The sequence below is a fragment of the Parabacteroides sp. 20_3 genome, from assembly GCF_964238835.1.
Taxonomy (GTDB): Bacteria; Bacteroidota; Bacteroidia; order Bacteroidales; family Tannerellaceae; genus Parabacteroides; species Parabacteroides distasonis.
The window spans coordinates 264,633-290,635 of sequence record NZ_CAXSNO010000008.1 but is presented as its reverse complement, the minus strand read 5'-3'; the positions used below and the strand labels follow the sequence as shown (position 1 = coordinate 290,635).

12 protein-coding genes and 1 pseudogene are annotated in these 26,003 nt (G+C 45.9%); 11 read left to right on the top strand and 2 right to left on the bottom strand.

Annotated elements, in window-relative coordinates:
- The first annotated feature begins 3 nt into the window (after positions 1–3).
- The 8 genes and pseudogenes from ACESPU_RS17080 (at position 4) to ACESPU_RS17045 (ending at position 14,029) form a co-directional block, all read left to right on the top strand.
- Positions 4–1,413 (top strand): transglutaminase domain-containing protein, encoded by a 1,410-nt coding sequence (locus ACESPU_RS17080; protein ID WP_044545980.1) that lies wholly within the window; start codon positions 4–6, stop codon positions 1,411–1,413.
- 2 nt (positions 1,414–1,415) lie between these two features.
- Positions 1,416–3,224 (top strand): O-antigen ligase family protein, encoded by a 1,809-nt coding sequence (locus ACESPU_RS17075; RefSeq protein ID WP_009016859.1) that lies wholly within the window; start codon positions 1,416–1,418, stop codon positions 3,222–3,224.
- A 100-nt stretch (positions 3,225–3,324) separates the two neighbouring features.
- Complete coding sequence (locus tag ACESPU_RS17070) at positions 3,325–4,392, top strand: efflux RND transporter periplasmic adaptor subunit (RefSeq protein WP_373133550.1); 1,068 nt, start codon at positions 3,325–3,327, stop codon at positions 4,390–4,392.
- A 27-nt stretch (positions 4,393–4,419) separates the two neighbouring features.
- Entirely contained in the window at positions 4,420–7,485 is a 3,066-nt protein-coding gene (locus ACESPU_RS17065; protein WP_195283892.1) for an efflux RND transporter permease subunit, read from the top strand.
- Entirely contained in the window at positions 7,482–8,975 is a 1,494-nt protein-coding gene (locus tag ACESPU_RS17060; RefSeq protein WP_008779160.1) for a TolC family protein, read from the top strand. The genes ACESPU_RS17065 and ACESPU_RS17060 overlap by 4 nt, the downstream gene beginning before the upstream one ends.
- On the top strand, positions 8,965–12,195 hold the full coding sequence (locus tag ACESPU_RS17055) for an efflux RND transporter permease subunit (RefSeq protein WP_121960675.1): 3,231 nt from the start codon (positions 8,965–8,967) through the stop codon (positions 12,193–12,195). The genes ACESPU_RS17060 and ACESPU_RS17055 overlap by 11 nt, the downstream gene beginning before the upstream one ends.
- 52 nt (positions 12,196–12,247) lie before the next feature.
- Positions 12,248–13,594, top strand: a complete 1,347-nt coding sequence (locus tag ACESPU_RS17050) for a family 10 glycosylhydrolase (RefSeq protein WP_121960676.1) — start codon at positions 12,248–12,250, stop codon at positions 13,592–13,594.
- Positions 13,595–13,668: 74 nt separating this feature from the next.
- A pseudogene (locus ACESPU_RS17045) lies at positions 13,669–14,029 on the top strand (DUF6078 family protein).
- Positions 14,030–14,149: 120 nt separating this feature from the next.
- On the opposite strand, the gene ACESPU_RS17040 reads toward ACESPU_RS17045, so the two are convergent.
- Positions 14,150–15,868: an ATP-binding protein gene (locus ACESPU_RS17040; protein WP_121961562.1), complete on the bottom strand. Its 1,719-nt coding sequence runs from the start codon at positions 15,866–15,868 to the stop codon at positions 14,150–14,152.
- Between the two features lie 317 nt (positions 15,869–16,185).
- On the opposite strand from ACESPU_RS17040, the gene carB reads away from it, so the two are divergent.
- The 3 genes from carB to ACESPU_RS17025 all read left to right on the top strand — a co-directional run bounded on the left by carB (position 16,186) and on the right by ACESPU_RS17025 (position 23,121).
- A complete protein-coding gene (carB, locus tag ACESPU_RS17035; protein WP_005867460.1) occupies positions 16,186–19,404 on the top strand; it encodes a carbamoyl-phosphate synthase (glutamine-hydrolyzing) large subunit in 3,219 nt (1,072 codons plus the stop codon).
- A 77-nt stretch (positions 19,405–19,481) separates the two neighbouring features.
- Positions 19,482–21,542 (top strand): transcriptional regulator, encoded by a 2,061-nt coding sequence (locus ACESPU_RS17030; protein ID WP_373133549.1) that lies wholly within the window; start codon positions 19,482–19,484, stop codon positions 21,540–21,542.
- A 202-nt stretch (positions 21,543–21,744) separates the two neighbouring features.
- On the top strand, positions 21,745–23,121 hold the full coding sequence (locus ACESPU_RS17025) for an NAD(P)/FAD-dependent oxidoreductase (protein WP_005859606.1): 1,377 nt from the start codon (positions 21,745–21,747) through the stop codon (positions 23,119–23,121).
- Positions 23,122–23,221: 100 nt separating this feature from the next.
- Here the strand turns inward: ACESPU_RS17025 and ACESPU_RS17020 are convergent, their stop codons facing one another.
- Positions 23,222–25,993 carry an FAD-binding and (Fe-S)-binding domain-containing protein gene (locus tag ACESPU_RS17020; RefSeq protein ID WP_373133548.1) on the bottom strand — a complete coding sequence of 924 codons (2,772 nt, stop codon included), beginning with the start codon at positions 25,991–25,993 and terminating at the stop codon, positions 23,222–23,224.
- Between the last annotated feature and the right edge of the window lie 10 nt (positions 25,994–26,003).

The window sequence follows — 26,003 nt, the reverse complement described above, 5'->3', positions numbered from 1 at the left end:
ATTATGAATAAGCTTATTTTATATGTATGCGCTTGGATCTGTCTGCACTCTTGCGGTTTCTCAAAAAGCCAAGAAGAAAGTATGTTGGAATATGCGTTGTCGCAAGCCGGCGATAACAGGAAAGAGTTGGAATATGTCATCAAATACTATGAAGGGGATTCATTAAAAAGAGAGGCCGCCCGCTTTTTGATACGCAATATGGTCTATCATTTCGGATATGAGAAGCGAGAGAGGGTATCAGACATCACCACCCTATCCTCGGACTATCTAATCCGTAATATCGAGCTGGCGTTTCAGGCGTGGCCCAAGCCCTGGAATAAATCGGTAAGTTTCGAGAATTTTTGCAGGTATATACTTCCCTACCGGGGGTTATACGAACAGCCCTCCGGTTTACGTGAGGAGCTGATGCGGACGTACCTCCCTTTGCTGGATAGTTCGCATATTGATAACACGTACGATGCGGCCGTGAGGTTACAAAAGATACTACGAACCCGAGTCACCTATCAAACGGAGATACCCATCCACTATCCAACCGCAGAGGAGATCCACCGGACAGGGGTTGGACGTTGTGATGGGGTAGTCTTGTATGGTATCCAGCTGATGCGTGCGGCCGGTATTCCCACTGTAGCAGAACATACGATCTGGACTCGTAGGAACGGGGAACATTATTGGTGCGCATTCTTAAACGAGGATGGGCGATTCCTACCTTTCGCTCCGGAGTACGAAGGCCCGGATTCCTTGATCTACAACCTAACCAAGCCGTTCTTGACCCCGGCCAAGGTTTACAGATACGGATTCGCCCCCTTACATCCGGTAACGACCGAGTCGACCGATGAATACCGTACGTTCTTAAAAAATCCGTTATTGACCGCTGTCACGGAGCAATACCTACCACCTGTCGCAGATATCCATACGACTTGCGACCTCCCGGTGAGATCAAAAAGAGCACCTATTTACCTCTGTACCTATAATCATGGTAACTGGAGGCCTTTCGCCATGAGCGAACGGATCGGCAACCGCTGTACCTTCCCGAAGATCGTAGGCGATGATGTGTTTATCATCGCCGAATATGACAAAGAGGCTTATGGCTCACTACGCTTCATCACATCCCCTTTCCATGTGAGCAATACGGGGATCATCACGAAAATTAAGCCCGATCCGGCCCGAACCGATTCCATCTTTATCGCCTCGGACAACCCGTATCAACAGCAAGTGCCGTATACACTCGCTTATTGGGAACAGGAACAGCAGTGTTTTAAAAACGGATATTTCCCGACAGACACGATACCCGGTGGCATCCTCATTCGCAAGATACCTAAAGGGAGCCTGTTGAAAGCGATGATCTCGCGACCGGAAAAGGCTGCGGAAGATCGTATCTTTTTGGTGGAAAACGATACGGTAAAAAGATATTAACCATGAAAGAGCTGTTGAAACTCGGCGTATATACCCTACTCGGGACACTTTTGCTAAGCGCCCCTTTCGCAGGATTGGGAATGCTATCCACACACTTGGTGACAGAGAAAACCTTTTGGATTCAACTAATCGCCCTGTTCTTATCCGCCGTGTCCCTACAAGGTTTGTGGTTGAATCCAAGCAAGGGGCTGTGCCCATGGACTTACGTGGATATCCTCCCCCTTTCCCTCTTGGGGCTTATCCTCCTCTCTTATCCCTACTCCATACACCCGGAGCCGGAAAAGCTCCTGTTTATCGGACAAATGGTTGTCTTGTGGTATCTGCTTCGGCAGGTGTTCCATGAATATCCGGTGCTCATAGGATATTTTTCAATGTTCTTTATCGCGACAGGCCTTATAGAAGCCATCTGGGGCTTCCGTCAATTACAGGGATGGGCCTATTCGAACCATTCCCTGTTTCGGCTGACCGGCTCTTTTTTCAATCCGGGGCCTTATTCCGGATATTTGGCGATCACATTACCGGTGGCTCTTGGCATCTTGCTGGAACAGTCCAAACGAAATATGCCCTATTACCTGTCCATGGGATGTATAGGCACAGCGATCGTTGTACTTCCTGCGGGAATGAGCCGATCGGCATGGATAGCGGTGGTCGTTTCTTGCGCCTGGGTATATGCCCTGTACCGCCTTGACAGGAAACAGGCAGCGACCAGACTGAGACAACACAAAAGGTGGTATATCATAGGCGGTATCCTAGGCGGCATATTGCTTCTTGGCGGGAGCGCATCACTCTATACATTAAAGAAAGATTCGGCAGACGGAAGGTTTCTGATGTGGAAGATCACGACGAAAGCGATACAAAAACAACCGATTACAGGTACCAGCCTAGGTGGGTTCCCTGCCGCTTACGCTGAAACACAAGCGGAATACATGGCTTCGGGAAAAGCGACTGAACAGGAAAAGTTGGTTGCCGGATGCCCGGAGTACGCATTTAATGAATACTTGCAGATTGGATTAGAACAGGGGTTAGTAGGATTAGCCCTATTTATAGGCTGGCTGGGGCTTCTATTTTATAAAGGAATAAAGAACAAAAGGTATGCTTGTTGCGGGGGATTGATGTCTCTGGCTATATTCGCCTTCTCTTCTTATCCATTACAATTGCCGGAGTTTTGGGTAGTATTGATATTCCTAGGGGTGATGAGCGTAACACCGGACAAGGATGAGATCCGTGAGAACCAAGCCGAATCAAATGGCCATAGATGGGGCAAACAGATATTTTTTATGGGAATCGCTATCCTTGGAATTGGTTTGTTCTGGATGCAAAAAGATCATTATAAGGCTTATCAACAATGGAATAAGGCGCAAATGTTTTACAATAATAAAGCTTACGAAGCGGCCTTGGAGGTATATGAACCTTTGTATCCATTATTGAAGCATAAACCGGAATTCCTTTTCGAGGCCGCTCAATCTCTTAGCAAAACCGGACAATATGAGAAAGCGAATGAATATCTGGAGAGAGCTGTCTTATTAAGCTCCGATCCCATGCTTTATTACGTAATGGCTAAAAATGAGCAGTGTTTAGGTGAATACCGACAAGCGGAAAAGCACCTGTTACATGCCATTGATATTTTACCGGAACGTATCTATCCGTATTATCTGTTAATGAATCTTTATACGGAACCATCTTATTTTCAACCTGCAAAATTGAAAATGGCGATTGATTCCGTATTAACTAAGAAACCCAAAGTGGAAAGTTCCGCTATTAAAGAAATGAAAGAGAAAGCACGAAGTATGTTAAACAACACATCAATATGAATACAATATCCTTATTTTTATAGCAATTACGACTACATCGTAACAATAAATACTTATATTTGCGAATGACAAATTGTACAAACCGATCAATCATACGAGTATGAAATACTATAAATTGTTGACCTTTACGCTTTTATTCTGTTTAAGCGCATGCGGCGGAGAAAAGAAAGATACAGATACCACACAGGATTCCGTAGAAACCGTATTGCCGGATGAGGCGAACGAAGTCACGATCATGACTTTGAAGCAAACGGAATTTAATCATGAGTTGATAAGCAATGGTAAACTGTCCGCTCGCAAGTTGGTGGACTTACAATTTGAGTCGGCAGAACCCATCGCCCGCATCTACGTGAAGAACGGAGACCGGGTAAACAAAGGACAGAAAATAGCGGAACTCGCTACTTTCCGGCTCACGAACAAAACAGCGCAAGCCAAGGATGCCCTAGAGAAAGCGAGGCTTGAATTAAAAGACGTATTGATCGGTCAAGGATATATGCTGGAAGACTCAGCGAAAGTCCCGCCTGCGACGCTCAACCTAGCACGGGTAAAAAGTGGATATGATCTGGCGCTCGCCCAATATCAACTTGCCCAATATGAGGAACAGAACGCGACGCTAATCGCGCCTTTCGACGGTATTATCGCAAACCTTTTCGCTAAACAAGAGAACGTGGCGTCTACGACGGACGCATTCTGTACCGTTATCGATCCTCATAGTCTGGAAGCCTCTTTCACCGTATTGGAAAGTGAGTTGCCGCTTATCCAAAACGGAGATAAAGTGGAAGTTACCCCTTTCGCCACCACCAGCTTAAAGACTGAAGGACGTATATCCGAGATCAACCCGCTAGTGGATGAGAACGGGATGGTACAAGTGAAAGCGGCGGTAAACGACAAAGGTAAATTATTCGAAGGCATGAATGTACGGGTTAGCGTACAACGCTCGCTCGGGAAGCAATTGGTCGTACCGAAAACGGCCGTGGTATTACGTTCCGGAAAACAAGTCGTATTTACTTTAATTGATGGGCACGCTTATTGGAACTACGTGCGCACCGGACTGGAAAACGCGGATAGTTATACCCTTTTGGAAGGATTGAAAGAAGCGGATGTCGTGATTACAAGCGGCAATATTAATCTGGCGCATGAGTCACCGGTCAAGGTAATTAAAAATTGAGAATTGAGAATTGAAAATTAGTTGCGTATGATTCGCTTCCTGCTACAACGTCCGATAGCGGTATTGATGGCTTTTACGGCTTGCTTTATCGTGGGGTTGGTGACTTATTTCACCATACCGGTCTCCTTATTGCCTGATATCGCCATACCTGAGATTACCGTTCAGATATCCGGACAAAATACATCCGCACGGGAATTGGAAAACACCGTCGTGAAGCCGGTCCGTTTGCAATTGATGCAAGTGGCAGGATTACGGGATATCCATAGCGAGACTCGTGATGGAGCGGGTATTATCCGCCTTAGCTTCGACTTTGGCACGAACACGGATCTTGCCTTTATAGAGGTCAATGAGAAAATAGACGCCGCCATGAATTACCTGCCCCGTGAGGTAGAACGTCCACGGGTAGTCAAGGCGAGCGCTACGGACATTCCGGTGTTTTGCCTCAACCTCACACTCAAGACAATTGAAAATGATGCCGCTTTCCTCGATCTTTGCCAATTCGCGGAAACAGTAATCAAACGAAGGATCGAACAGTTGCCGGAAGTCGCAATGGTGGATATCACGGGCATATTAGGACGGCAATTACAGATCGTACCGGATATGAAGCTCTTGGATATGGCTGATATTACGTTAAATGAGTTGGAATCAGCCTTGTCTGCCAATAATATAGAGCCGGGAAGCATGACCGTACGGGATGGTTATTATGAGTACAATATCAAATTTTCTACCTTATTACGTACACCGGAAGACGTACAAAATATCTATATCCGTAAGAATGACCGGATCTTCCAGATAAAAGATCTGGCAAAAGTAGCTGTCGTACCGGAAAAAGAAACCGGCTTATCGCTAGCCAACGGGGAAAGGGCCGTCACGTTAGCCGTTATCAAGCAAGCGGATGAGAATATGGACAATATGAAAGAGGCGCTTGCCGAGGTTACCGATTATTTCAAGTCTATTTACCCGGATATTGAATTTACGATCACAAGAAACCAGACCGAGTTATTGGATTATACGATCTCCAACCTCAAACAGAATCTATCGTTAGGTTTCTTATTTATCTGCATCGTGGCGATCCTTTTCCTCGGGGACGTAAAAAGCCCGGCGGTAATCGGACTAAGTATGGTAGTCAGTATCATCATTAGTTTCTTGTTCTTCTACCTTTTCAATATGTCCTTAAATATCATCTCCCTATCCGGATTGATTTTGGCATTGGGTATGATGATAGACAGTTCCATCATCGTGACGGAGAATATAGCGCAATACCGGGCAAAAGGAGATAATCTGGAAGAAGCGTGTATAAAAGGGACCACAGAAGTAATCACCCCCATGCTTAGTTCCACATTTACCACGATCGCCGTATTCGTCCCGCTGGTATTTATGAGTGGTATAGCGGGAGCGATTTTCTTCGATCAGGCGTTTGCTGTTACGGTTGGTTTAATGGTCTCTTATTTCACTGGAATCATGTTACTGCCTGTACTTTACAAATTAGTTTACAGCATACCGGAGATCAAGCATTCCTTTTTCAATCTGAAAATAAACAATTTGATCAAGGAGCATACGCTAGACCGATTCTATGACGGAGGGGTTGATTTCATATTCAGGCATAAAACCACTAGCCTACTATTTGTAGCTGTCACTATCCCCCTTTGCGCGATCCTATTCTATATGATCCCCAAAAGCCGGATGCCGGAAATCGATCAGAATGAGTTAATCGCACATGTTGAATGGAATGAGAACATCCATATTGATGAGAATAGAAAGAGAGTCACCGAATTATTTGGTGAGGCCGATCGGTTAGGCGCGCAACACACGGCCTATATCGGACAGCAACAATTCCTGCTAAACCGAGACAGGGAATTATCCATCTCGGAAGTAGAGCTTTATTTCAAGACAGAAGAGACCGATGCTATCGCTCCTTTACAACAAGAAATCTCCGCTTGGGTAAAGCGAAATTACCCGACAGCCGTATTATCGTTCTCTCCGCCGGAGACTGTGTTTGAGAAACTGTTCGTAACCGGTGAGGCCGATATCGTAGCCGAGTTCTATGCCCGTAACAAAGAACAAGCTCCGGATGCCCCTACTTTGCAAAAACTAGAGAAAACACTAGAGAGTAAGACCGGTCTCGCTCCCGTTGGCGTAGCTTTCGAGAATCAATTAAACATATCCATAGACCATCAGAAACTATTACTTTATAATATCTCCTATGAAGAGGTCTACCGGGTACTTAAGACGGCCTTCAAGGAAAATGAAGTCGCTACCTTACGCTCTTATCAACAGTATTTACCGATCACGCTAGCCGGAAACGAGCAAACGGTCGATCATATCCTACATAATACGTTAATCCGTACGCAACCGGACGAAAACCAAAAGACGAATCATGTCCCTCTTAGCGCAGTAACAAAAATTACTCCCGGAGAGGATTTGAAGATACTCACCGCTGGAAAGAACGGGGAATATATTCCTTTTAGCTTCTATCAAGTAGAGAACGCGGAACAGTTAATGGAAAATATTCGGGAGCTCGTCCGCTGCGAATCCAAAGATAAGACGAATTGGGACATCGATTTCTCGGGAAGCTTCTTCTCGAACCAACAAATGCTGAATGAACTGGTCGTCATCTTGTTCATATCCATTCTCTTGATGTACTTTATCTTAGCGGCGCAATTCGAGAGCTTCTTGCAGCCCTTGATCGTCCTGCTGGAAATACCTATAGACGTAGCCGCCTCCTTACTGGTATTATGGATATGCGGGCATACCTTAAACCTGATGAGTGCTATCGGTATCGTGGTAACTTGCGGTATCATCATAAACGACTCTATCTTGAAACTGGACGCAATCAATGAGCTTCGGAAAGAAGGTGTACCCTTGATGGAAGCGATCCATGAGGCGGGTCGTCGCCGTCTGCGCCCGATTATCATGACCTCATTGACAACTATATTCGGTATGGTACCGCTACTATTCACGTTCGATATGGGAAGTGAGTTGCAAAAGCCACTCTCCATTGCCATGATCTCGGCGATGCTGATCGGTACGGCTGTCAGTTTATTTATTATCCCTTTGGTTTATTGGTTTATCTATAGGAGACATGCATTATGAAAAAAAGATACAAGAGGACATTCCTAGTTTTATATGCGTTCTGTTCGCTATTAGTCGGAGGAGTATCGGCCCAATCGCTCGTCCTTTCCCTTGAGAAGACGATCTCATTGGCCGCCGATAGCTCGCTGGAGGCTTTTCGTACGAAAAACCTATTCTTATCCGGTTACTGGGAGTTTCGCAATTACAAGGCGGAGCGACTGCCTAGTCTTACGTTGAATATCACGCCCGCCGAATATTACCGGGATATCACGAAACGATACGATTCAGAAAAAGACATCGACGAATACCGTAAGCAACAGTCCTTTTATGCGGGAGGAAACTTAAAGATCAAACAGAACTTCGATATGCTGGGTGGTAGTTTCTTCGTGGACACGGATCTGGGGTATATGCGCTATTTCGGCTCGAATACTTATAATCAGTTCACCTCCGTTCCAATCCGTATCGGATACAGCCAAGATTTATTGGGATACAATCCTTTCCGGTGGGAGAAGAAGATAGAGCCTCTAAAATATGAGAAAGTAAAGAAAGAGTTGCTTTATAATATCGAGACCGTCAGCGAGCAAGCCACCACCTACTTTTTCTCTTTAGCCATGGCTCAAGTAGAATATGATATGGCTAAAGAAAATGTAGCGACAACCGATACGTTATACCGTACCGGCCAAGAGCGGCATAAGATCGCGGCTATCAGCCAAGCGGATTTACTGACACTCAAGCTGGATGCGATCAATGCCCGCAACACGTTACAAAACGCCGATATAGCCTTGAAACGAGCCATGTTCAGTCTGGCCTCGTATCTGAATTTCGATAAGAATACGGAGATACGGCTTCGGTTGCCGTCACGCCCCCATGATATGGATATTCCGGTGGATCAAGCATTGACGTTAGCCCGGGAAAATAACCCCAAGTTTCTGGAAGTGCGGCAAGAGGTACTAGAGGCCGAGCAACAAGTAGATAAGACCAAGAAGGAAACCTTATTCAACGCATCCTTAAATGCCAGTATCGGTTTCAATCAAGTAGCGACCCAGTTTAAGGAAGTTTACAAGAATCCGCTGCAGCAGGACTTGGTATCGATATCTATCTCTATTCCCCTTATAGACTGGGGAGTACGGAAGGGTAAATACAATATAGCCAAAAGCAATCTAAATGTTACGCAAATATCCGCACGGCAGACGGAAGTCACTCTGGAGGAAGACGTAATCATGACTGTCGGCGATTTCAATGTACAGCAAAACCTGATCGCCAGTGCCGAAGAGGCTTTGGACATCGCGATCATGGCCTATAACGAGACCAAGCAACGTTTCATGATCGGCAAAGCGGATATCAATAGCCTTACGCTCTCCTTGAACCGACAGCAGGAAGCGCAACGTAATTATATCACGGCCTTGCAAAATTATTGGTTGAGCTATTACAAAATACGTAAGCTCACCTTACATGATTTCGAGACAGGCATCTCATTAGCCAACGAATTTGATTACGAGCATGGGTTCTAAGCCGAACATATCATCCTTTACGATCATCGTCACCTTCCTCTGTATCGCATTGGCGGGGATCGCTTTCGTGCCTTTATTGCCGATCAAGCTATCTCCCTCCCGTACGCTGCCGAAATTAAGTATCAGCTATAATATGCCCTCCAACTCAGCGAGGGTTATCGAGATGGAGGTAACCTCCCGGTTGGAGGCGATGCTTGCCCGTATCAAAGGAATTAAAGAGATCTCCTCGACCTCGGGAAACGGATGGGGAAGGATTACCTTAGAACTAGATAAACATACGAATATAGACGCCGCACGTTTCGAGGCATCAACCATTGTAAGGCAGACGTGGCCGGACCTTCCGGAAGAATTAAGTTATCCGATTTTAGAGATGAGCCGTCCGGACGACAAGGAATCACGCCCGTTCATGAGTTATACCTTGAACGCTTCCGCTACCCCGATATTCATTCAGCGATTCGCCGAGGATCAGATAAAGCCCCGGCTTAGCAGCGTGCAAGGTATTTATCGTATCGATGTTAGCGGGGCAACCCCTATGGAATGGCGCTTGGAATACGATAGCCGCCAGCTACGGGATCTGGGGATCACGATAGAGGATATCCAATCGGCGATCAGCCAATATTACAAAAAAGAGTTCCTTGGAACCGCTAATATGGGACAAGGAGATATCGGCAAGGAATGGATTCGTCTGGCGTTAATGCCGGAAAAGATCACGAATGGGTTCGAACCATCGCATATCACCGTCGCAAACAAAGATGGTAGCTTAATCCGGCTGGATCAATTGATAAAGGTAACCCGGCAAGAAGAGGCCCCGCAAAGTTACTACCGGATCAATGGTTTAAACTCTATTTACCTGTCTATCCGTGCGGAAGAGACTGCCAACCAGTTGCAATTAGCCAAGAAAGTGAAGGAAGAAATGGAACATATCCGCACCTTGCTTCCTCCCGGTTACGAGATCCATACCAGTTACGACGCTACCGAATTTATCCAAGAAGAATTGGATAAAATCTACGTCCGTACAGGCTTGACCATCTTGATCCTCTTGCTCTTCGTTCTGCTGATTACCCGGAATGTACATTATCTATTCTTGATCATCATCAGTTTAAGTATCAACCTGTGTATAGCCGTTATCCTTTATTATTTATTAGGGTTGGAGATGCAATTGTACTCGCTGGCGGGTATCACGATCTCTCTCAGCTTGGTGATCGATAATACGATCGTGATGACTGATCACATCCGGCACCATCATGACCGGAAAGCTTTCTTGTCTATTCTGGCGGCAACTTTGACGACTATGGGTGCCCTCGTGATTATCTTCTTCTTGGATGAGAAGATACGGTTGAATTTACAAGATTTCGCCGCTGTCGTGATCATTAATCTGGCCGTATCTTTGTTCATCGCGTTATTCTTGGTTCCGGCATTGATCGATAAGATGAATTTGCACCCGAAGAAAGCCGCTTCTTCTTCCCCAAAAGCTCGAAGTCATTGGAAACAACATCCGGTGGTCCGTCCGATACGGTCGTTCATACACCGTTTCCCAGTCTATTTCTCTCATTATTACCGGGCGCAGATCCGTTTCCTTTGCAATTGGAAAAAGCTGGCTTGCCTTATTCTAGTACTGGCTTTCGGACTACCGATATTTTTATTGCCGGAGAAGATCGAGCCGGAAGAGAAGGATCTATCCGCAAGGGACTCTTTGTGGATCGCCCGCTACAATGAATTCGCAGCGAAAGATATTTGGAAGGAAACGATAAAACCTATCGTCGATAAGAGTTTGGGAGGAACCTTGCGGCTATTTGTCCAAAAGGTATACGAGGGAAGTTATTTTACCCGGAATGAAGAAACGGTATTAAGTATCAGCGCTTCCATGCCAAACGGTACGACCCTTGATCAAATGAACCACTTGATCAACCGAATGGAGGCTTACTTGAGTACCTATAAGGAAATACGGCAGTTCCAGACCAGTATCTATAACGCACGTCAAGCCAGTATCAACGTCTATTTCACCCGTGAGAACGAGCGAAGTGGTTTCCCCTACACCTTGAAAAGCAGGGTGATTAGCAAAGCGTTGGAATTAGGTGGTGGAAGTTGGGGCGTATGGGGACTTATGGACCAAGGTTTCAGCAATGATGTCCGTGAGAACGCAGGTTCTTTCCGGATCGAGATGTACGGATATAATTATGACGAGCTATACGAATGGGCGGAGAAACTGCGGGAGAAATTGCTTACGTATCGCCGTATCAAGGAAGTATTGATCAATTCCGAGTTTTCTTGGTGGAAGGATGATTATCAGGAATTCTACTTCAACTTGAATAAATCCCGTATGGCGCAAGCGGATATATTGCCTATCGATTTATTCGCGTCTATCCGGCCTGTTTTCGGTAAAGATATCTACGCAGGTACCATCGTCGTTGATAACGAGACGGAAAAGCTAAAACTTTCTTCCCGCCAATCAAAGGAGTTCGATATATGGAGTATGCAATATGTACCTCAAACCATCCGTGATAAATCCTATAAGTTGTCCGAACTCGCTATCGTCGAGAAAAGCCAGACCCCTCAACAGATAGCGAAAGTAAACCAGCAATACAGGCTCTGCCTGCAATATGAATATATCGGAGCTTCCTCACAAGGCGAGAAGATACAGAAAAGGGAACTTAGAGAGTTTAACAAGATCCTGCCTATGGGGTATACGGCTAAAGCGGAAAAGAACTATTGGTCATGGGATCAGAAAGATAATAAACAATATGCGTTATTATTCTTGATCATCGTTATTATTTTCTTTACGACCAGTATCTTGTTTAATTCCTTGAAACAACCGCTGGCGGTCATTTTTGTCATACCGATCTCTTATATCGGGGTATTCCTGACCTTCTATTGGTTCAAACTGAACTTCGACCAAGGTGGATTCGCCTCCTTCGTTTTATTATGCGGTATCACGGTAAACGCCAGTATCTATATCTTAAACGAATATAACCAAATTCGGGAACGGATACCCGCTATTTCCCCAATCCGTGCTTATCTAAAGGCATGGAACGCCAAGATCACGCCGATTTTCCTAACCGTTATATCGACCATACTCGGATTTATCCCGTTCATGCTAGGCACCGATAAAGAAGCCTTTTGGTTCCCGCTCGCCGCCGGAACGATAGGCGGCCTTATCATGTCTATCCTAGGCATCTTCTTTTATTTACCGATATTTACGCTGAAAAAAGAACGGCATTAAACAGGAATACGTATCTTTAACGGATAAATCGTTAATCAAATTCATTAAACTTATGAGACACATAAATTATTTAGTATTGCTTCTGGTAGCTTGCTGCGTAGGTGCTTGCAGTTCCCCGAAAAATGATACGAAAGATGCTTATCCGATGTTCTGGACTTGGTTGGATTACCAGCCCGGAATGAATTTCGACTCCATCTGCACGATCATGAATGAGGCGGGGATAGACGGTGTCATGCTAAACGCCCCTACTCCGGATGATTATCGGGCCGCTATTCCCATCGCCCAAAAACATGGGATAGAGGTCTACGCTTGGTTATGGACGATGAATCTGGAACATGACCGAGACGCTATCTTAAAAGAACATCCCGAATGGTTCAGCGTAAACCGTAACGGACAAAGCTTGGCCGATACGACCGCTTACGTGGATTACTACAAATTTATGTGCCCTGCCTTACCCGAGGTACGGGAGTTTATCAAGAAGAAAATAGAGGCTTACTGCGAGGTAGAGGGTTTGAACGGTATCGCTATCGATTACAACCGTTTCGTGGACGTTATCCTGCCGACTACCCTTTGGCCGAAATACGGTATCGTGCAAGATCAAGAATATCCGCAATGGGATTTTGGCTATCACCCGGCTATGATCGAGAAGTTCAAGGCCGCTTACGGATATGATCCAAGGGAACAAGAAGATCCCTCGCAAGACGAGAAATGGCTTCAATTCCGTTGTGACCAGATTACCGAGGTTGCCAATATGATCGCCGACGTGGTTCACTCCTATGGAAAGAAAATGGCAGCCTCCCCTTTCCCAACCCCCAAGATGGCGTCCAAAATGGTTCGTCAAGACTGGGGTAAATGGAATCTGGACATTGTCTTCCCCATGGTATACCATAACTTCTACACGGAAGATATTAGTTTTATCTCAGACTGTATGATAGAGGATGTCCGGGATAAGAACCCGAAAACTACGCTTTACTGCGGCTTAATGGTTTCAGACGATATGCAAGCCAGCATGGACGCCGCGCTAAATCATGGGGCGGAAGGAATCTCTATCTTTACCGTATCCGCTTTACGCACTCCGGAAAGCCGTGCGATGTTCAAGGCTTACGCGGATAGTGTTCGTTCGGTTCGTGCCGAGAACAATGGGGTGAATCCGGCTTTATCCAAGAGTACCAAAGTAACGAATCCTTTCGAGAACATGGATATCTTGAACATGATAAACGCAAAGATCAAGGAGCTCGCCAACGTGCCTATTCCGAATATCGCCGATTATAAATTGGTGAACGAAAAAGGTGCCACGAAATACTACGAGGTCAAAGAGCTAAACACAGGAAAAACATTCTGCGTAGACTTTTACTTCTACGGAGGTATTCTTTCCGGATGGAATGTTACGGTTAAATAAGTACTTGATAATAGCTATTTTTATGCGGCCTACCTCGTAAATTCATGAGGTAGGCCGCACGCGTAAACACCCCTATTCCAGAACGCCGAAACAAACAATCACCTTTAACAAGAATACTTAATAAAGCCCGACGAGACGGCCTATTGGCAGATCATCAGCCCGAGACACCTCGCCTCATTGAAGGGAACTTGCCCTTATTACCGTCCGAACAAGAAAGTACGCTATGCCGCGGGATTCGTAAGCCTATTGGAGAGCTTGCCGCACAAACAGATGCTCTCCGTTATCCCGGGACTCATGAGGCACTTCAGCCGGCGTACTTACTACCGTGTCCGCAAGGGAGAAAGGCCGCTCTCACCCTCCGAGCAACAGGTCGTATTGAATGCGCTCAAACGCTGTGGGGTAAAAGAGCCAAAAGGTTTCGACGCTTATTTCTAGGAGTACGACTGGTAAACCAAGGAAGAGAGGCTTGTGCCACTACCCATGTTACGAACGTGCCAATAGCATGGCACATCATTGGCACCACAAAGTACTATTAATAAAGCAATTGGATTGATATCACGGAGTCACCTCCCAGCATTTCCATCCTTTGTTGGCACAGATATATACAATGTAGGAACGGACATGGTAGTACGGGAACTTCTCCTTGGTATCCTTGGCGTAGGCGAGTACTTGCGCCACGTCCTCGGGACGGGGATCGCTGAGCGCCAGCATGCGCTCCGCCTCCTTCGCCTTGAAATACTTGAATTCCACCAACCGGTCATCCTTGTAATAGTCCGTACCGGGGATACCGGTCATCTCGAAATCCGAACGGCCCGCCGAATTGTTCTGCTCGATGGCGAACGTATAGTAGCTGCTCAGGTAACGGGAACAAAGCTCGAAGAAGGAGCAACGGATGAAATTCTCGTTGATCCTGTCGAACACCTGCGCCGGGAACTGCCCGAGGTATTGCTCGAAGTAGTTTTGTACCAGCGGCTCGAAACGACGCTCTTCCGTGAAACGCTCGTAAGTAGGCACATAGCGTTGGGCGTTTCCCTCTATATGATTCATCTCGTTATAATAGTCCATGTAGATGCTGCGCATCGTAAGGTTGGGTAGCACCATGCGGTAATTATTCCGCAGCGTGGTCATACCCAGATAAAAGAGGCTGACCGGATAGAAGTTCTTGTCGAAGAATTTCCTCTTGTTGAACTTGCTCGACAGGTCGGAAACGTTATAGGATAACTCGTCGTCAATCACCAACGCATCCAGCATCTCCTTGGAGTTCTCTTGCGAGAGGGTCAAGCGACGGATCCAACCGATATCCGTACGCAGGTTCTCATCCACCAGCTCACTCGGGATCATACCATCCATCGTGGCGAAGTTCTTAAAGAAATAGGTCAAGATCGTGGAATTGAACAAAGGCTCCGCGCCGGGACGGAAACGATAGCCGTCGTAGTTGTTCACGATCAGTTGCCAAAGTTCCTCAAAAGAGTCCTGCCCCGTACCGTATTTGTCAAGGACATAACGAAGATAAGCGCTCGCTTCCTCATACGTAAAACCAAGCATATCCAGAAACCTCGGATGCAAGGTCAGGATCTCCGCTATATTATATCCGCTTGTCAAATCGTCCATCGTGACGGGAAGAACCCCCGTGCAGAAACATGTACGGATACTACCTTCGCCGATACCCGCTTTGATCACCTTGAAGAAAGTGCGCAGGAAACTATCCTTCGTGGTTACCTGCTCATAGAGCGGATCCTTGTAGGCCGTCAACAACTGATTGGTGAAATTATCGTACTCATCGATCAACACATACACTTTAGGCAGTCCATGCTCACGGGCGTACCCCAAAGCTTCCTCAAGCATCTTGGAGGCCTCTTTCTTGCTGGAGAACTGAAAATCCTTAAACAAGTCCCGGTTATGCGTTACCATGATCTCCACGGGAGAACGATTCAGATCGTTGAAATTCCGCTCCAACCCTTCCATGTCATCGGCCATCACCATCTTGGAAAAATCATAGCGCACGATCATATAACGATTATGCTCCTCCGTCGGGTGCTCCCCGATCCAAGTCCCGCCGAACAGTTCCTCGAACCGGTCGGCCTTGGTACGGTCGTAGTAACAAGCCAAGGTAGAGATAAACAGGCTTTTCCCGAAACGACGGGGACGCAAGAAGACTGGAGCCTTATAGTCTTCCAAGCCCGGAATGAAATCGGTCTTGTCCACATAGTAGAAATTGCGTTCCCGCATCTCTACAAAATCCGCTACCGCATAAGGAATCGTTATTCGTGCCATAAGCTTTCTTTTTTCTGATACAATACTACAAATTTAAGAAAATAACTTGTTCTTTCAAACAAAAGCCCTATCTTTGCCGAAATTTTGAAGAGAGAGCAGATGACAAACAAGACACATAAGGATAATCCGAAGTTCTATTCCGGTTATATGTCGGAGGTTGAGGCTCTTTTCTCTATTTTACGGGATTATAATTTGGTTATATAAGATGCGTTGGTTACTTTTACTAACGCATTTTTTTTGTGTCCATCGGTCCGGTGATATAATATAAAGTATAATATTCTAAAATCATTATAATAAACAAAACAACCCAAATTACTATGTCGAAAAGTGATATCAAAAAGGTGATTGTTCTGGGCTCGGGTGCCCTGAAGATCGGACAGGCCGGGGAGTTTGACTACTCTGGTTCGCAAGCGTTAAAGGCTCTGAAAGAAGAAGGGATCAGTACCGTATTGCTAAATCCGAATATCGCGACTATCCAAACATCCGAGGGAGTAGCCGATAAGGTATATTTCTTGCCTATCACTCCTTACTTCGTGGAGGAAGTTATCAAAAAAGAACAACCGGACGGAATCCTATTGGCGTTTGGCGGGCAGACCGCTTTGAACTGCGGTACTCAACTTTACACCAGCGGCACGTTGGCTAAATATGGCGTGAAAGTATTGGGTACATCCGTTGAGGCTATCATGTACACCGAGGACCGTGACCTATTTGTTAAGAAACTGAACGAGATAGAAGTGAAGACCCCGATCAGCCAAGCCGTAGAAAGCATGGACGACGCCGTGGCTGCCGCTTATAAGATCGGTTTCCCCGTAATGATCCGTTCCGCTTACGCATTAGGTGGTATGGGCAGTGGTATCTGTAAGGACGAGGCCGAGCTTCGCACCTTGGCGGAAAGCGCTTTCGCTTACTCATCCCAGATCTTGGTCGAGGAATCTTTGAAGGGTTGGAAAGAGATCGAGTTCGAGGTGATCCGCGACAAGAACGACCATTGCTTCACGGTAGTGAGCATGGAGAACGTAGACCCGCTAGGCGTACACACCGGCGAGAGTATCGTAGTAGCTCCGACTTGCTCCTTGACCGAGAAAGAATTAGATTTATTGAAAGAACTTTCTACCAAGACGATCCGCCACTTAGGTATCGTGGGTGAATGTAATATCCAATACGCTTTCAACTCCGAGACTTGCGATTACCGCGTGATCGAGGTGAACGCTCGCTTGAGCCGTTCTTCCGCCTTGGCATCCAAGGCCAGCGGTTATCCATTGGCTTTCGTCGCCGCTAAGTTGGCGTTGGGCTACGGATTGGACGAGATCGGCGAGATGGGTACTCCGAACTCCGCGTACAAAGCGCCGGAGGTAGATTATATGATCGTGAAGATCCCGCGTTGGGACTTGACGAAGTTCGTGGGTGTCAGCCGCCAGATCGGTTCCAGCATGAAATCCGTCGGCGAGATCATGTCGATCGGTAAGAGCTTCGAGGAAATCATGCAGAAAGGTCTTCGTATGATCGGACAAGGAATGCATGGTTTCGTAGGTAACAACGATATCCATTTCGATAACTTGGACGAGGAGTTGGCGAACCCTACCGACTTGCGTATCTTCGCCGTGGCGCAAGCCTTGGAACAGGGATATAGCGTAGACAAGATCCATGAGTTGTCAAAGATCACACGCTGGTTCTTGGAGGGCTTGAAGAATATCGTGGATTACGCCAACGTATTGAAAGGTTACAACAAGATCGAGGATCTTCCGGAAGATGTATTGAAAGAGGCGAAACGCCTTGGTTTCTCAGACTTCCAGATCGCTCGTTACGTAGAGAACCCGGAAGGAAATATGGAGAAAGAGAATATCCGCGTACGCAACTTGCGTAAGAAAATGGGCATTCTCCCTACCGTGAAACGTATCAACACGATCGCTTCCGAACACCCGGAATTGACCAACTATCTATATATGACTTACGACGGCACGCCGCACGATATCACCTACTACCCGAATGAGAAGAGCGTGATTATCTTGGGGTCCGGAGCTTACCGTATCGGCTCGTCCGTTGAGTTCGACTGGTGTTCGGTGAATGCCGCCCAGACCGCTCGTAAGCTAGGTTATAAATCGATCATGATCAACTATAACCCGGAGACCGTATCTACCGACTACGATATGTGCGACCGTCTTTACTTCGACGAGCTTTCATTCGAACGCGTGCTAGACGTGATCGATCTGGAATTGCCGAAGGGCGTAATCGTCTCCGTAGGTGGACAGATCCCGAACAACTTGGCGATGAAACTGTACCGCCAGAATGTTCCGGTATTGGGTACTTCCCCGTTATCGATCGACCGTGCCGAGAACCGTCATAAATTCTCCGCGATGTTGGATTCGCTAGGTATCGACCAACCTCGTTGGGCAGAGCTTACCAGCATGGAAGAGATCGACGCGTTTATCGAGAAAGTAGGTTTCCCGATCTTGATCCGTCCGTCTTACGTATTGTCCGGAGCGGCGATGAACGTTTGCCATACGAAAGAGCAGATGATCGAGTTCTTGGATTTGGCCGCTAAGGTTTCCAAGGAATATCCGGTGGTCGTATCCGAGTTCATGCAAGGAACGAAAGAGATCGAGTTCGACGCTGTCGCTATGAATGGCGAGGTGGTTGAGTACGCGATCTCCGAGCATATCGAGTTCGCCGGTGTTCACTCCGGTGACGCTACCTTGGTGTTCCCGGCTCAGAAGATTTACTTCGAGACAGCCCGCCGTATCAAGAAAGTAAGCAAGATGATCGCGAAGGAGTTAAATATCAGCGGTCCGTTCAATATCCAGTTCTTGGCGAAGAATAACTTCGTGAAAGTAATCGAATGTAACTTACGTGCCTCACGTAGTTTCCCGTTTGTATCTAAAGTATTGAAACGCAACTTTATCGAGACGGCTACCCGCATCATGCTGGACGCTCCGTACACGAAACCGGATAAGAGCGCGTTCGATATCGACTGGATCGGAATCAAGGCTTCCCAGTTCTCATTCGCCCGTTTGCACAAGGCAGACCCTGTATTAGGTGTAGACATGAGCTCCACCGGCGAGGTAGGTTGTATCGGCGACGATTTCAACGAGGCTTTGCTTTCCGCTATGATCGCCGTAGGCAACAGTATTCCTAAGAAGAACATTTTAGTATCTTCCGGCGCAGCTAAGAGCAAGGTCGATTTATTGGAGCCTTGCCGCATGCTGGATGCCAAGGGTTACACGATCTATGGTACGCACGGAACCGCCAAGTTCCTGAACGATAACGGAATCAAGGCAACCGCCGTTTGCTGGCCGGATGAGGAAGGTGATTTGAATATCATGGATATGTTCAGCAATCACGCTTTCGAATTGGTAGTAAATATCCCGAAAGATCATAGCAAACGTGAGTTGACCAATGGCTATAAGATCCGCCGTGCGGCGATCGATCATAACATTCCATTGATCACGAACGCCCGTCTGGCTAGCGCCTTTATCGACGCTTTCTGCAATATGAACGTAGAAGATATACAGATTAAGAGCTGGCAGGAGTACAAGTAATCAAAATTTGATTATATTTGCATGTGTGTAATATAAAGAGACAAGGCTTTATGCCTTGTCTCTATAGTTTAAAGACCATGTACAGACGGCTACCTTTTATCATATTATTATCTATACTGGCGGTTTTCGCCTTGCGTGCGTCTGTGGTCGCTCCCTCTATCCTCGTACAAAATTATTCCGTAGACGATTATAAGGCTAGTTGCCAGAATTGGGATTTAGCGGTTTCCTATCATGGCATCTTATATGTAGCTAATAATTCCGGTCTGGTTACTTTTGACGGGAATACATGGAACACATATCCATTACCGGATAAAACCCCTATTTATAAAGTATCTTTCCAGAACGATTCTATCTATACCCAAGGCAAATCATCGTTAGGCTATTGGCTATACGACGAACTCGGGAATCTGGAATACCATCCGATCGATACGCTCCCATCGCACGTCGGTTTCGATAACCCCGAGACGAACTACACGATCCCGAAAGAAATCGAGGAAAAGCACCCTACTTCTTTCGCTAGCGCCGGAGGTCTCAATTTCACGGGAACATCTACGTCCGGCATTTATATCACCAACGACGAAGGGGAGATCTTTCAACATCTCAACATCAATAATCAGTTACAAGATAATATCGTACGTTCCATCTGCGTACAGGATAATAACTTAATCTGGGTCGCCTTGGATAATGGTATCTCCCAAATAGATATCAATCCTCCCATCGCCATGTTAGGTAAAAGAAGCCAGATCGGAAAGTTGGAAGACGCTGTAAAAGAGGATAACCGCCTCTATATCCGGACAAATCTCGGCTACTTCAGCCGGAGCTTGATGTTTGGTGATAAGTTTACCCCGATATCCGATGAGATCGGACGTTCATATATCCATCCGGATACGGCCGACAATCATTTATCGGTAAGCACTTTATTTAAGAATAAAGATGTATTGGGCGTATTCGCCAACGCAGAAAGTATTTACCCGGTTCCAGACAATTTGTATTGGCTCACGATCCAGAATGAGGCCGGACTCTTCCATCGGGAAAACGGTACAGGAACTTTAAAATGCCGGATCCTATTCGATAATTACGATCTGAATCTGGTGACCAACGGCAAACGGATCATCCCCTTGAATGATTCTCTTGATTTGGTATCCGCCATGCAAGGAACCCTATTAATCAACACCCGCCAATTAATAGAGGGAAGCCTAGGAGGATTGACGATGCCACGGTTTATGCGCATCGAGTATCAAGATCAAGAAGGTACACATTATTTATATCCAGATACTCAAAGAATCAACATGCCCCATAACTTCCAAGAACTCTCGCTATACATCGGGACAACGGTATTCACCCCTAATCACCAAATCAGTTATAAGCTGGAAGGGGTATCCGCCGATTGGTCTTCTTGGCAGAAAGACGGCAAAATTACCTTCTTACAACTTCCGGAAGGAACTTATGAGCTAAGGGTACGTAAATATGTAACCCGGGGTCCGTTTCCCGAGATCACGATGCAAATCACGGTGCGCCCTCCTTGGTATAATACCGTATGGGCCTATTTGATCTACGTCGCTTTGATATGGTTCGCCATTCAAGAAGGGCTTCGGTATCATTTAAGGAACTTGCGAAAAAAAGAACAAGAAATGTTGGAGGCTGAACGACAAGCCGAACAGCAAAGGCTTCAACAAATGAAAAGCGAGATGCTGGAAACGGAGTTGCAAAACAAAAACAATGAGCTTACTCTCCAGACAACAGCTTTGGTAAAAAGAAACGAGGCAATCCAAGCTTTGTTGGAAGAACTGGATAAACAGAAAGAGACATTGGGTGACCGATATCCCAATAAGTTATATACCCGTTTACGTTCCTTGATCGAATCTACCTTGAACGATCAAGCGGATTGGGTGCAGTTCGAGACCTATTTTAATAGCGCCCACCAGAATTTCATGGATCGTTTACGCCAGCAATACGCAGATATAACGGCAGGCGATTTGCGCATATGTTGTTTACTCCGCATGAACCTTTCCACGAAGGAAATTGCGTCGTTAATGAATGTATCCGTACGAGCTATCGAGCTAAGAAGATACCGCTTAAGAAAGCGATTAGCCCTTGATGGGGATACGAATCTTGTCGATTTCTTAATGAACTACTAAAAATATTTTCTAGAATATGCTTAATATATAATATTCTACATAACAGCATATTAAACGCACATAGAAAGAGATTGAGAAAGTCTTGTAGTAGTCTTATTCAATAAAAAAATCATTTGCGCAAGTCGTGTAGTAGTCATTTTCATGGCTACCGTAATTTATTGTGTTTCCTTTGCCGGCGAATAAAATCTTAAATTCTTTCGACATGATGAAACACGAACTGGAGAAACAATTAGATGCGCTAGAAAAGAAAGGTGTCGACAGACGACATTTCTTTAAGTTATTAGCGGCGACAGGACTGATCGCGGGAGCTAATACCGGAAAAGCAAACGCTTTTTCAAGCAGCGCAAAAGGTAAAATCGTTATTATCGGTGGAGGAGCCGCTGGTATCAGTATGGCTGCCCGATTAAAACATTGGCTTGATGAACCGGATATCACTCTGATTGACCCCAGCGATCGTCAGTTTTATCAACCGGGATTCACTCTGATCGCCTCAGGTGTGTACCAACCGGAAGATGTTTGGAAGAAGCAAGAGGATTGTATGCCTAGCGGTATAAAATGGATAAAGGACTCGGTCGCTGCGGTTGATCCCGTATGGAATCAAGTAACGACCAAAAGTAACGGAAAGATTCCATACGACTTTTTAGTACTGACCCCGGGATTACAATGTAACTGGGAAAAAGTAGAGGGTATTACCCACGATACCTTGGGACAAGGAAACGCAAACTCTATTTACGATTTCGAAGGAGCCCAAAAGACATGGAAAGCTCTTCAAGAATTCGCGAAAAAAGGAGGCAAAGGTATTTATACCGATACCTATACAAAACATAAATGTGGCGGCGCCCCCAAAAAGATCTGTTTATTATCCGAGCATTACGCAAGGAAACAAGGGACACGCGACAAACTGCAATTGAATTATTTTACCGCATCGAAGGAACTATACGATATCCCGTATTTCACACCTCGCTTGCTAGAAATATATAATGAACGTAACATACCTATTAACTTGAATGTACGTGTAAAAGGTGTAGACACATCCGCAAAGCAAGTACATTTTGAGAAGATAGAGACAAAAGGCGAAGAAAAGATCGTAACGCCGTTCGTAGAGGATTACGATTTCTTACACTTCACCCCGCCTATGTCCGCTCCCGATTTCGTTCGTGATGCCGGATTAGGTTGGACAGAAGGTAAATTGGCCGCGGACGCATGGGTAATGGTCGATAAAGAGACCTTGGTACATAAGAAATACCAGAACATCGTTTCTCTGGGTGATGTAGCCGGTATCCCGACCAGTAAAACATCTGCCGCTATCCGTAAGCAAGTACCTATCGCCGCCAAGAACCTGATCGCGCTCATGGAAGGCAAAGAGCCGACCGAGAAATACAACGGTTATGCCGCTTGCCCGATCGTCACGGATTACGGCCATGTGTTGCTTTGTGAGTTTGACTACGAAAAGAAACCCGACGTTTCATTCCCATTCTCAATGATTGATACATCAAAAGAGCAATGGCTTGCTTGGATCTTAAAGGTATATATTTTAAAACCGATGTATTTCAACGGAATGCTTAACGGTTACGCATAATATGAATAAAAAAAATCTATGAAATAAAACTCCCTATAATTTCGAATGCCAAACTACAAAGCCCCGGGTTTCAGTTGTACGAAACCGGGGTTTTTGATTTTTAACGAGTAGCCTTTTCCACTAAATATACGATCGATTTATAGGATATCCCACTATTCATCGTCAAACCGATCTCGCACGTACGGCTATTGCTATATCCTTCCGTCGCCCCATGCAAGTTCGGTTTCAAGTAATGAAGACCGGAAGCGTTTAGTTCCGGATAGAAGAAACCACGATCGCCCGCCCAACCGCAACAAGTAACTTGAGCGGGAGAGACCACCCGGTTCGCGCATAAGCCCGCCAGTTCCACCAGCTTGTCTTGTACTCCCATCTTCGTTGTACTACAAGTAGAGTGTACCGCTACCGTAACCGGCAACTTAGTAAAGTTCAGACGATCACGCATAAAGTCATAGATAAACTCCACAGGTTCATATAATCGTAAACGTTTATCCAAGGTTTCCCTCATATGCAGCAAGCAAGGGCTCATGTCACACAAAATAGGCAAGCGGCCGTTATCGCTCGCTCGTAAAAGAGCCTCATTCAATTCCTTTGCCTTCTGCGCCGCTTGCTTCCGAAACCCTTTACTGCTAAAAGCCATGCCGCAACAAAGCTTACTTAGATTCTCAGGATAACGAATCGTAAAGTCCGCTCTTGTCAATAAAGCGATTGTTTGTTCCGTTACACTTACAAAATCCACATCTTCATAATCAGCTGAAGCTCCCATCGTACGGGTAATACAAGACGGGAAATAAACCATTTCCATCCCATTCTCTACACCTGTCAGTTCCTTGAACTTTGATGCGCCAGAAGGTGTATGCCGAGTCCAAAGCGGGAATTTATGAGCGGAAGCCCTAAACAAGAAAGAGGCAAATCTCTCGAATGCGTTATACCCCACCAGCTTTGAAAGCACATGAGGCAGCTTAAGCAAAGGACGAAGCATACCCGTTACGGTTCCCATATTCCCGGCGATGCCCGAAGCGATAGCATTCGCCAAGGCACCATTCTCTTTCCACCGTAACTCTTTGATCAATAAACCGGTATTAATGCCAACCGGACATGCCGTAGCACATAGGCCATCGGTAGCGCAGGTAGCGTTTCCTTTATAGTTAAAGGCTTTCTTGAGTTCTTTATATCGCTTAGAGTTTGTTTCCCCCTGTTCCGCCAAAGCCGATAATTCCCTATAGATCACGATACGTTGCCGGGGTGTCAATGTCACATGCCTTGACGGACATTGTATCTCACAAAAACCACACTCGATGCATTTATCGATCAGCTCATTCGCCAACGGTATTTGCTTTAAGTTCTTTATAAACACATCCGGGTCCCGATTTAAAAGGACACCCGGATTTAATATATTTTCCGGGTCAAAGAGCCTTTTGATCTTCCACATCAACTCATAAATCTCCTCACCCCATTCATCTTTAACAAATGGAGCCATATTTCGTCCCGTGCCATGCTCCGCTTTCAAGCTACCGTCGTAGTAAAGTACCACATCTACAAGGCTACGCATAAAAGAAGCGTAATGATCGATACCTTCCTGTGCGTTTATATCCGGAAAAATCGTGAAATGAACGTTTCCATCCAATAAATGTCCCCACATCACCGCATTTCCGTATCCATAATCCGACAAGACCCCACGCACTTGTTCCAAAGCCTCTCCTAAAACCTCTTCCCGGAAAGCAATATCTTCAATAATAGATACTGTCCCCCGTGGCCGTCTTCCCGCAGCGGAAGTAAATAAACCGTTTCGTACCCGCCAATAAGTAGCGTAAAGCTTCGGATCGGTCGTAAATGATACCGGACATAAGGTCTGTATATCTGCTAGCCGCTCCTCTATATCCCGGAATTGGATTTGAAGTTCTTCTTCCGAATTAGAAGACGTGTCGATCAGCAACGCTACCGCATCCTCGGGTAAAGAATGTAATATCTCCGGCATCCCCGGTTCATCCTCTACCGCATGTAAGGCGTTTCTATCCATCAACTCGGCGGCGGACACTTTGCATTGGCGTAACGGGGCTATGGCTCTGCACGCCTCCATCAAAGAGGGGAAATAAATCAAGGCGGAAGCTTTTAAAGACTCATCCGGGACTGTCTCGAAAGTAACCGAAGAAATAAACCCTAAGGTTCCTTCCGAGCCAACCATTAAATGCATGAGTATATCGTATGGATCAGTATAATCCAAGAAAGAGTTCATTCCATAACCGCAGGTATTCTTCAACTCATATTTAGATAGAATCCGGTCTTCCATGTCCGGATTCAACAAGATCTCCAAACGGAAATTCATCAACTTTTCCAATAAGCCTATATGCGTTTGCATGAAATCCCTGCGACTCGCTAACGAAGAAGTATCCAAAAAGGCTCCATCCGCGAAGATAATTTCCATATCCCGAATCGTATTATACGAGTTATGGATAATACCATAGCTAGAACCACTCGAGTTATTCGCTACGATCCCACCTATACGCGCGGATTTGATGGAGGCAGGGCTAGGACCCAGTTTGCGGCCATAAGGCCTCAGCCACCGGTTCGCCTCTTCTCCAGTTATACCACAGGGGAATTTAGCTAAACTCCCATCTCCTGAAATCTTAACCTTTCCATAATCAGGACTGATTTCCATCAATACAGAATCTGTGATAGTCTGGCCGGATAAAGAAGTCCCCCCAGCTTTAAAGGTTACAGATTTACCAGTCTTCTCACATTCAGCAAGAACACGTTTTACATCCTGCTCACAACTCACGATTTCAACTCGTTTGGGATTCAACCTGTAAATCCCGGCATCTGTTCCCTTCGCTAATGTAGTTAAAGCATCAGCATATACCTTTTTTATCTTCATAGTCTAATAC